Source organism: Streptomyces sp. NPDC056160 (assembly GCF_042268205.1).
Lineage (GTDB): Bacteria > Actinomycetota > Actinomycetes > Streptomycetales > Streptomycetaceae > Streptomyces.
On record NZ_JBHJUW010000211.1, the window covers coordinates 1 to 10,605 of the forward strand.

The following is a 10,605-nucleotide window of genomic DNA, read 5'->3' on the forward strand; positions in this document are numbered from 1 at the left end:
CGGTCTCCAGCCAGATCCGGTTCTGGGCGGTGCGGTGCAGAGGGAGATTCCGCAGGCCGGTGGCCCGGGCGGCCCGGATCCGGTCCTCCGCGCGTCACCGGTAGAAGCCAGAACGCGAGACCTGAAGAACCCGGCATATCCGCTGCACGCCGAAGTCGGCCCGGTGGTCGGAGATGAAGCCCCAGCGGCCGGTCATGCCCTCATCTCCTTCGCGAAATACTGGGCCGCCCGCCGCAGAATCTCCCGCTCGAGCTCCCACTCCTTCTCGGCCTTGCGTAGCCGACTGTTCTCCGCGCGCAGCCTTGCCAGTTCCTCATCCCGGCTCTCCGCCGAGTCGCCGCGGACTTGCCCGCGGCCGGCGACCTCGTCGGCCTGCCGGACCCAACTGCGCAGCGTCTCGCCGGTCACCCCGATGTCCGCCGCGACCGCGGCATACGTGCGCTTCCCGCCCGCCGCGCGGTACAACGCCACCGCATCGTTCCTGAACTCCACCGGATATGGAGACTTCCGTCCCACCAGGACACCCTTCCTCGGACCTACAAGATCCATTGTCAGAGTGTCCACACGAAGGGAGTCACCTCAGCTGTTCACGATCCCCGAGACAGTGGTCGGCCTCAAGCCGCACCAGTGTCCCGGATCGCCCGTCCTGCTCCCGGCGTTCACTTCCGCGGGACTGCGCAGGATCGGCCGCCGCTTGGACGGCTGGCTGCCCGTCGCACTGCCGCTGCCGCACATCACGGGCATGTGGGCGACGGTCCTGAAGGAGGCCGAGGATGCCGGCCGGGACCCCGCGGCGCTGCGTATGGCCCTGCGTGTCAATCCCACCCTGACCGGGACCAGGACCGATCCGGAGCAGATGCCGGGCGCGGGCACCCTCGGCCAGTACGTCGACTACGCGCGCGCCGCCGCGGAGGCGGGCGTACACGAACTCTTCGTCGACTTCGGGCAGTCACCCGCGACGATCGACGAGCGCGTCGACCTGGCCGGGCGCTTCATCGAAGGGGTGCGCGCGGGCTGACCGGCCGCAGGAGGTGGTGCGCCGGCTCGCCGGGCGCTTCCTCGGATGGGCCCGGCGACTCAGGACGGCGCGCGCGTGTCACCGAACGGCGTGCCCGGTTCAGGACAGCAGGCCGTCTGGGTCGCGCAGCCGCTTGCGGTTGGCCGGGTCGCGGAGCATCTCCCGGGCCGTGGGTGCCGGTATCCGCAGGACGACCGGAACGGGGAGTGTGAAGTCCCTCACGGCGATGGCCCGGTGGCCCGGACGGACAGCGCCGTTCACCCGGGCCACCACGCGCACGTCCAGGGTGAACTGCACCAGAGCGGATTCCGCCTTGGGCTTGTGCAATGGCATCGAGCCGGAAGAGTCCGCAGCCGTGCGGGTCCCGCCACCGGTGTGCGCGGCACCGGCCAGCAGCCGGTTCAGCCGGAAATCGGTGGCGTTCAGCAGGCCGGCACCGCCCGCCGCACGCGCGGTCCTCGCGTGCTCCACGCTGTGCCGGCCCTCCGCTCCGCTGGGGCGGAGGGCGCCGAGGCTGCTCTGCGCGACCGCCTCGAAGGTCATCTTCTCACCGGCGCCCAGCACCCGGCCGTCCCGCAGCCGGGCGTGCAGCGAGGTGTGAAGGTCGTGTCCGCGCGGGTCGAAGGCGGGAGCGACCGGAAGGTCCGCACCGGCCGTGGTGAGCAGCGGAAGGACGGAGGCGAGCCATTCCGTCGACACCGCCTCGTGCTGCACGTACGCGGCGGCTTCCCCCGTCCGCGTGAAGCGCTCGCCGCCGTGGGCGGCGCGCACGGTGTCCGCGATCACCCGGCGTATCTCCGGTGCGCCGCGGAAACCGTTGACCTGCGCCTCCATCGGGAGGGTCACGCCCCGGCGGTGCCAGGCCTCCACGGCGGCCGGGTCGGCGTCCTGCGGCCGCAGGTACGTCTGTCCGGTCCGTTCCGGGGCTACCGCGTCCAGCCGGGCCAGCGCCTGTAGGTCCTTGGCCGGGATCCGGTGCACCAGGGACCGCGGACCGAGGGTGGCGGTGCCGACCGGGCCGTCGGGCCCGCGTACCTCGAGGGTAGCCTCGATCGGCACCCGCATCCTGACCGAGCGGCCCGAGGCCTCGGCCACCGTCTTCACCCCGAGCTGCCCGCGCGTGACGTCCGCGGACCGTACCGTGTGCGCGGAGCCCACTCCGAAGCCCGCCGCCGTGGCGGCACTGCGCATCGGTTCCGCGCCGTCCGGCTTGCCCGCCCCCGCGAGCACCGCCTCGATGGTGGTGGCGTCGGCCCTGTCGCGGGTGTCCGTCCGCTGCGCGGTGGCGGAGGTGATGTACTCCATGTCGCGTCCGTCGGCCGCGTCCGCCTCGTAGACGCCCGGTCCGGTCCGGTGGACCCTGAAGACCGCCCAGTACGGGGTGTCACGACCCCGGAACAGTTCGACGGCCGTCCCCCCGTCCATCGCGGAGGAGAGCAGCCCCGCGGCTCCGTCCCGGTCCAGGACGCGCAGCAGCCGCTGGACGTTGTCGTGCGGGTCCGCCAACTGGCGCCGGGGCAGGAGGACTTCGGCGAGGTCATGGTCCCGGCGCCCGAGGTCGGTGCGCAGCCGGTCGAGCAGGGGCAGGAAGTCGGGCAGGTCCTCGATCATCCCGAAGCCGAGCGGCAGTCCGGTCGCCAGTTCGGGGACGGGGGCCTGCGCCCGGGGCGCCTCGCCTCCCGCGCCGGCCTGCGGGGTGGGCGAGTCCGGGGGCAGGTCCGTCCCCCGCCGCGTGGACGGTCCGGCCGCGAGCGGGCCGGGGGCCTCGGGCGGCGTCCCGGGCGGACGCAGACCCGCCGCGCGCAGTTGCTCGGCGGTCAGCCACACGGCGGCGGCACCGGGCAGCGTCCGCTCTCCGGTGGCGACGTGCGTCCCCCCGCCGGTGGCGAAGCGGGCCCAGTCGCCCCCCGTCTGCACCTCGGCCACCATCCGGACCGTCAGATCGCAGCGAACGAGGTAGAGCGGGCGGCTGCGCGGTGTGTGGGCGTTGCGTTCCACGGTGCCGCCGAGAGTGGCGGCGGTCGCGGTGCTCCGGCTGTGACCGCGGGCCACCGCCAGGCCTGTGCCCAGACGCCACCCGGCCGGGTTGTACGAGACCGACACACCGCCCTGCACGGTCGTAGCCACACCGTGCCCCTGCTGCCCGGATGCCTGGTGCCCGCCTAGGAGCAGCGTCTCGGTCCCCGCCCCCGTGCCCTCCGCGACGACCTCCGGATTGCCGAGGGCCACACGTGTGCCGATGGCGCCGTGCAGCTCCGCGAGTCGGCGCGGGTGGTGCAGATCGCGCACCACCCAGCCCGAGGAGACCGCATGGCGCAGCCCGGCCGTGAGGGAGCGCGCGCTCAGACTCTCCTCGACCGCCAGCAGCGGCGCCAGGCCCTCGGCCTCCAGCGCACGGTCCTCACGCCCCGGCCGACCGCCCCCGGCCGCCCGGGCCAGCAGGTCGAAGGCGAGTTGCCTGATCTGCCGCCCGTCGCCGACGGTCTCCACCAGGGTCCAGTCCCGCACGGTACGGCCGTTACCGGGGGGATCCGGTGCCAGGGCGGACAGGTCCCCGATGCCGTGCGCGGTGAACTCCTGGAGCGCGGACCCGGACCCGGATCCGGTCCCGCTTCCGGCTGGGGGCTCGGATCCGGGACCGGCGGCCGCGGTCCGTGCGGCCAGCCGGTCCATCGCGGCGCCGTCCACGGTCAGCGCCCGAGGTGTGAGCAGCCGTACCTCCTGTTCGCCCAGGAACAGGTGCGGTGTGTGCGCGGAGGACGCGATGTGCTCGGCGACCGGCGTGTCTTGCCCGGGAGAGCCGAAGGTGAGGGCACGCGTGGCGGTCCGCTCCCGGGTGGTCATGGTGACCTCCACATGGAGGCGCAGCGCGCCGCCGAACACGGAGGCGGTCTCGTCGCCGTTGGTCAGCACATCGGACCGGGTGACGGGGCCGCCCTGGCTGCGCCTGGCGCTCTGCCAGACGCGGTCGCCGCGCAGGGTCGCCGAGAGTGTGCCGGGCAGCGCCCGGAACTGGCCGAGCGCCAGCGCACCGAGCGCACGCGCACCGGAACGCCCGCTCTGCGCCGAACCGGCGATCCCCGCGTGGCTGCGCACCAGCCAGTCCTTCGTGTCGCCCAGGTATCCGGTCTCCCTGAGGGTGCCCGTCACCCGGATCTGTACGTCGTGCTTGTGCCAACGGCTCTTGTGACGCAGCCGGACGTTGATCCCCGAGGACAGCAACTGGTCCTTGTGGGCCCGCAGATGGGTCGGTGAGAGCAGGGTGACCAGTTCCCGGTAGTTGCGCCGCTGCGCCTCCGCGTCCTCGGCGCTCACCGGCCTGCCCCCGGCGGTGGCCCGGGAACCCGCCGTGCCGAACTCCGGGAGCCGGCCCGCCAGCCGGGGATCCTCGGCGAACAGCCGCTCGATGCCGGACACCAGGTGCCGCGTGTCCAGCCCGCTGATCGCCACGTTCGCGCCCATCGGGCCGAACGGCAGCTGACGCCGGACGTCCTGGAAACCGGGCGGGGTGATCACGGGGCCCGGCTTCAGTCCGGCAGGCAGGTCCAGACCCAGCGAGCGGGCCTCGTCGGCCCGCAGCCCGAGCCACAGGTCCATGGTGTGCCGCGCGCTCCCGGCACCCTCATGGCCCCGCGTCGCGGAGGACAGCGGACCGGTGCCGGTTCCCTCGACGGTGAAGCGCACCTTCGCCAGGTACAGCGCCTTGTCACCGCGCACCTCCGCGCCCTGCCGGCCCGACACCGTACGCTCGGTGAGGGTGTAGCGCGAGGCCCGCGCCGCGACGGTCGGCATCACCGTGGCCCGGACGGCCGCGGTGCCGCCGAGCACGCCGAAGCCCGCCGCCGGGCCCACCCCGAACCCCGCGAACCAGCCCTTGCCGGCCGTGCCGGTGACGGCGTACTGGGACTGCTGGTGCGTACGCAGCTGGGTCCTGCCGACCGGCCAGGCGGGCGCCAGCGCGGTCAGCTCGGTGCGCATCCGGTAGGTGCCCGTGACGCTCCCGTCCTGCGCGACCAGGTCCTCGCCCACCACCCAGCCGTTGAGCAGCCGGGGCAGGTCCTCCAGGAGCGTGGCCGCCGACATGGCCTCGTGCAGCCGGTCCCGTCCCGGCGCGCCGGGTGAGGTCAGCGCGGGATGGAGCACGGATCGTACGGTGTCGAACAGTTCCCGGCCGCCGGGACGGGAGGCCGCCGGGTCGTCCAGCGCGAACGGCGCGAGGGAGTCGGCGAGCCGCAGCAGGTTCGCCGACCGTCCGGTGAGCGGACGCAGCCGCGCCGGCACCTCGTTCGTGACGGGCACGAGATGTTCGGTCGGCACCCGCATCACCAGGGTGCCGTCGCCGTCGAACGTCCGGACCGGCCCGTCCTGCCGCTCGATCCGCACGGTGTACCGCACCCGGCGCGGCACTTCCACCGAGCCCTTGTCGCTGCGCAGCACGCGCGGTTCGGAGACCGTCCGCTGCGTCCGGGTGGCCGCCGTGGCCTGGAACGGCTGCACGTTCGCCGTCATGGCCGCACCGAGCCAGACGCCGGGCACCACCGGCGCCAGCCCGAACGCCGTGAGACCCGCACCCACGCCGGACGTGTCACCCGTGCCGTGGCCCACCGCCCCCGAGGTGCTGTGCTGGACGTCGATCTTCGTGTTCGCGCCCTTGTCCCAGCGCGCCGCCTGGTCCTCGTGGCGGGCGTCCCCCGGTGCCGGTGCCGGGACGCCGGCCGGCTCGTCCGGCAGTTCCCGTCCTTTTCCCTTGCCCGTCGTCGCCGCCTCCCGCCGGGCCAGGAACGCCGCGATCTCCTGGTCCTGCCGTGCCGCCGCGGCCTGTGCCTTCGCCTTCTCCGGAGAGACGAAGGACTCGGGCAGGTCGCCGCGGCCCCGTGAGATCGACACGGTGACCTCGTACCAGCCACTGTCCTCGGGCCCCTCGACGGTAAAGGAACGTCCTTCGCCGTAGAAGGTCTCCGGGCGCCCTGCCAGATCGGCGACGATCTCGGCGACCGTTCTGTCCGAGCGGCCGATCGTCTCGCTCAGCGTGGCGGCCACGAACTCGTGTCCGGTCAGGCCGTACGCCGTGGAGAGTCCGGGGGCGCGCATCTCCCGCAGGTAGGGCGGCAGCCCGAGCGGTGTGTGCCGGACGGGGGCCGCCGCCGGGTGCCGCTCCGGCTGCCCGGGGAGGGGGCGCCGGAAGTGCGGCGTGGGCCCGGCGGGGGGGTGTGCGGGGCGGGTGCGTGGGCCGGTTGCGGTGTCCGTGTCGGTGCTGGAACCGGCTGTGGTGTGAGTGCCGGTGCTGCCGCTCGTCCTCGTGCCGGTGTCCGTGCCCGTCAGGGCGAGCGGTGCCGCGGTGCCGGGTGTCCGGGAGTCGGTCTCGGCCGTCTCGTGGATGGTGGGCAGCCTGGGCACCGTGGCGCTGCGGGCGGTCGTCGCGGGGGGCTCCGTACCGTGCAGGGCCGCCATGACCTGGTCGCGCAGCCGCGTCGGTATTCTGTCCGGCGGCGGTGCGTGGACGGCTGGATCCGTGCCCGTACCCTCCGTGGCCGGAGGGGCGGATGGCCCCGGACGGGAGAGCCCGGCGGGGCCGGTGGAGGCGGACGAGCCGGGGGAACTCGTGGGCGTGGCCTGGGCGGAGCGCTCATGACCGGTCCCGGAAAGGGATCCGGTCCCGGCAACGGACGGGCGGGTGCCGGGCTCCGAACCGAGGGCGGAGCCTTCGCCGGACACGCTTGGCAGCCGCGCCGGGTGGAGGCGGCCGGGCTCCGGCGCGGGCGCGGACGGGCCCGTCCGTACGTCACCCGGCCCGGGGCTGACGGCGCCGGGCCGGGCGACGGTGGCGGTGTCCGAACCCGCCCCACCGGCGGAGTGGACCTCCGGGGCGAGCGGCCCCCCAGCCTCGGCCGGCGCGGAGGGCGGGCCCCCGGCGCTCGGTCGCGGCGTCGCCCCGGGCAGGGAGGCTCCCGGCGAGGCGGTGGGCACGGCCGGCCGCCCGGTTGCGGTCCCTCCGCCACCGGCCGTTACGGGCACGGCACCGCTTCCCGCCGCGTCCGGCCCGTTGACCTGCTCCGGTGCGAGAGCGGGCCGGGCGGGTGCGGCCAGACTGCCCAGGGCGTGCGCCCCGCTCTTCATCCAGTGGGCGACCGGAGCGGCGACGTGGTGCCCCGCGGCGCTGACGAGGGAACCGGCCGCGCCCGCCCCGGTGGTGAACCCGGAGGTACTGAACGTGCCGGTCAGCCAGACGTTGAACACGCCCTCGGAGAGGTTCTGGTGCGCCGCGTTCAGCGGCGTCTCGAACAGCAGCGTCAGCCCCTTCATGGCCGCCCCGCCGGGCAGCGCCCGCGCCACGCCGTCCGACAGTTGCGTGCGCAGCGGGGCGAACCGTTCGGGCAGTGGACGCACCGCCTCGCCTAGTGCCTCGGCCAGGGCGGAACGGCCGCTGCGGGAGGATGCACCGGCGCGGGCGAGGAACGCGTCCGCCCAGTCGCGTCCCGCGCCCCGGGCCGCCGCCGGACCGATGTGCTCGGCGAAGGCCTTCCCGAAGAGGGTCTCCACGCGCAGCCGGAAGAGGCCGCGAGCGGTGCCTCCGGCCACGCCCGAGCGGAGCGAGACGGCCACCGGTGCCACCACGTCGGCCAGCTTCCCGGCGAACCAGCCGTCCAGCGCGGCGAGACGGGGATCGGGAACGGTGTCGGTCACGGAAGAGCGCGGGACCACGGGTGCGGCTCCTCTGACGGCGTGCGCCGGAGCCGCACCGGCCGCGCGGGCGGTGTCCTCGCCCGCCGTACGGAGCGGGGCCGAGGGCGCGGGACGGTGCAGGCCCGCCTGCACCGCCTTCTCCAGGTCCTTCACGAGCCCGGGGAGGGAGACTTTCGCCAGCACCTTGGTCATGCCCGCCGTCGCGAACGGCAGCGCGGTGCCGATCGCACCCTGGATCGCGCCGAACACCACCGACTGGCGGTGGTAGGCGGCGCCCTGCGTGGTGTGCTTGCCCTGGTCCGCGAGGATCCACCGGGCCAGCCCGTCCAGCGCGGTGGACAGGCCGACGTTGACGCCGACCATGACCGCGGCCTCCAGCGACAGCCGCCGCAGCTCCTTGAGTAGCAGCACCCGGAAGGCAGCCCGCAGGGCGGCCTGCTCCGCCAGCGCCTCGACCGGGTCGATGAGCATCAGCAGCAGGGTGAACGCCCACTCCAGAAGGAAGAGGACCACCTGGCCGGCGATGGTGATGCGCGTGTAGTCCATCTGGTACCCGAACTCGTGGGCCGCGTCCGCGAGTTGCGCGGCGGTCTCCTTCAGTGCGTGCACGTGGTCGGCGCCGTCGCCGGAGGCGAACGTCGACATGGCCCGCGCGTACTTCCGGGGCAGGGCTCCGCTCGCCCCGGCGGCGGTCGTGGCCGTCACCTCGGTGACGGCCTGCTGGAGCCCGTTCAGGAACCGCACCAGGTCCTGGTGCGGAACCTCCACCTCCCGGTACATGCGCTCCGAGGAGCCCAGCGGCACGGACATGCCGGTCAGCGCGATCACGACCGGGTTGTACCAGGGCTCCTCAGTCACCGGACGCCTCCGCGGCGGCCGAGGAGCGCCGGGTGCCGCCGCCGGACCTCACCGATTGCGCGGACCGCACCACACATGTCCCCCGTCCTCCGGATGTCTTCCGCCCCGGGGACGAGTCTGCGGCGGACGGGTGAGCAACCGGTGACGGTGCGACACCGGGCGCGAGATGATGCGAAACCCCGGTGTCGAACGGAATGCAGTGAATATTTGCCCGGGTATGCGTTTGAAAGGGGCAGGCGGTCGTACTGACACGCTGCGGCAGATGGGCGGGGGCGAACCGCGTCACCCCGTGGCCGCCCACGCCTGCCCCGCACCGACCGGCGGCTACGGAGTCGTCCGCCCGGACTGCCGGGCTCCCATTCCCTGGAGAAAGGTGTCGACGACGACGTCGGCGGCCCGGGGCGCGCTGAGGTGGGGCATCTGCCTGGCCACCAGGTGCATCAGCTGCGGGAGGAGCGCACCGGTCCAGCCTTCGGGCTGGTCGGGGCGGAGGAGGCCTTCGTCGGTGGCGCGGCGCAGGAAGGTGTCGACCTCCTGGACGGAGCGTTCGCGGCGTTCGCGTATGTCGTCGTCGGCGAGCATGCGGGTGAGGTCGACGGGCCAGGTGCGGTTGACGGTGATGATGTTCTCGACGTAGCGGTGCAGGGCGACGGCTACGGGGGCCTCGCGCAGCCGGGCGTCCTCGATGACGCTCTCGACGGCTTCGAGGCGGGCCTGGTGGATGGCCGCGAGGAGTTCCTCGCGCGATGCGAACCGCCGGTAGACGGTGCGGCGGTCGACCCCGGCCTCGGCGGCGATGCTCGCGATGCTCGCGGCCGGGTCGGCGGCGAGCATCCGTGCCCCGGTGGTCAGGACGGCTTCCAGGTTGCGTACTGCGTCGGCTCTCACGGGCCCAGCTTAGTCATCCTCGATTCTTCAGCGGTCGTGAGTGCATGACTGACCTGCCGGTTCGCCCTGTTTGTTCCGCGTGATCGCGGGCGGGCCTTCGCGTGTCGCTGCGGCTGCGCCGGGGTTCCACGGCACCCGGAGATGGTGCGGGTCTGCTCCTTTCCTTGTCTCGTCGGGACTGGTGGGCGAGGGTCAGGTGATGGCGGGCAGGGTGGTCAACCGGTGCCAGCAGGTGGTGAACGCCTTCGCCCAGGGCCAGGTCCCCTCGATCCGGAGCCAGCGGCGGCGGGCGTGGTCGGCGAGGCGGGCAGGCAGGTGGTAGAGGCGGAAGCGCATGGTGTCCGGCTCGGCGTCGGCCAGGTCGTCGATGTCGTGCAGGGCCAGCAGCCGCAGCCATGCGTCGAGATCGGCGGCGAGGCTCGCAGCGAGCATCCACCCGCGGTTGACCTCCCAGGACGCGGAGGGCAGGTTACCCAGGCCCATCGCCTTGTTCGTGCGCACCCGGTCCTCCACCCCGGCGTGGGAGCGGTGCAGCACGTCCAGGAACTGAGCGTGGCCGGAGCCGGCGATGCCCCACATGTGGCGGATGTTGGTCGCGGTGATGCAGTAGCGCCAGCCGGTCTGCTTCTCGAACGCGGTCAGCTTCTTCAGGTGCCGCCGGGAGGGCTTGACGCGGCGCACGATCAACCGCATCCCCTGCGGTCAGCCCTCACGGGTGTTCACTCCGGTCAGTTCCGCGACGGAGTAGCCCTCCTGGACGCTGCCGTCCTGGTGCACAGAGGTCTCCCAGGCGCCCTCGGGCAGGCGGGCGATGGCGCGCTCGTCGTCCTCGGTGATCTTCCAGCCGACGGTGTAGCGGACCGTGCGCCGCGTGGTGTTCAACGCTTCCAGGGGCTCCAGCAGCCCGTGGGTGGCTCCGGTCCCGTCCACCCGGATGAGGATCTTTGAGGCCGAGGAGTGGGGGATCTGGGCGAGGGCCTCGGTGAGCACCCGCACGTGGTCGGCCACCGTGTTTGTTCCGGAGTTCCCGGGCCGCAGGAGCATGGCCAGGGACTCGGTGGTGTTGGCGCACCATGCGGCCAACGGATGGAACCCGAAGGTCTTTTTGAAGGTGACCGCAGCACCGGCCTTCTTCGATGCGGCGGTGATGATGGTGG

General features: G+C 73.6%; 3 protein-coding genes and 2 pseudogenes. 1 reads left to right on the forward strand and 4 read right to left on the reverse strand.

The window, feature by feature from the left end:
• Positions 1-97: 97 nt before the first annotated feature.
• Positions 98-516 (reverse strand): annotated as a pseudogene (locus ACFC02_RS39505) (transposase); the annotation flags it as partial.
• 40 nt (positions 517-556) lie between these two features.
• Between ACFC02_RS39505 and ACFC02_RS39510 the strand changes: the two are divergent.
• The gene (locus tag ACFC02_RS39510; RefSeq protein ID WP_376367358.1) at positions 557-1,018 is read left to right on the forward strand and encodes a hypothetical protein; all 462 of its coding nucleotides are present in this window, start codon (positions 557-559) and stop codon (positions 1,016-1,018) included.
• A gap of 99 nt (positions 1,019-1,117) precedes the next feature.
• Here ACFC02_RS39510 and ACFC02_RS39515 read toward each other — a convergent pair whose 3' ends face one another.
• The 3 genes and pseudogenes from ACFC02_RS39515 to ACFC02_RS39525 all read right to left on the reverse strand — a co-directional run bounded on the left by ACFC02_RS39515 (position 1,118) and on the right by ACFC02_RS39525 (position 10,531).
• The gene (locus tag ACFC02_RS39515; protein ID WP_376367360.1) at positions 1,118-8,560 is read right to left on the reverse strand and encodes a hypothetical protein; all 7,443 of its coding nucleotides are present in this window, start codon (positions 8,558-8,560) and stop codon (positions 1,118-1,120) included.
• A gap of 324 nt (positions 8,561-8,884) precedes the next feature.
• Positions 8,885-9,394 carry a TetR/AcrR family transcriptional regulator gene (locus ACFC02_RS39520; RefSeq protein ID WP_376367362.1) on the reverse strand — a complete coding sequence of 170 codons (510 nt, stop codon included), beginning with the start codon at positions 9,392-9,394 and terminating at the stop codon, positions 8,885-8,887.
• Positions 9,395-9,640: 246 nt separating this feature from the next.
• Positions 9,641-10,531 (reverse strand): annotated as a pseudogene (locus ACFC02_RS39525) (transposase).
• Between the last annotated feature and the right edge of the window lie 74 nt (positions 10,532-10,605).

Coding starts and splice junctions, on each gene's coding strand:
- ACFC02_RS39520 (WP_376367362.1), bottom strand. CDS start 9,394: ATGCTCGCCGCCGACCCGGCCGCGAGCATCGCGAGCATCGCCGCCGAG.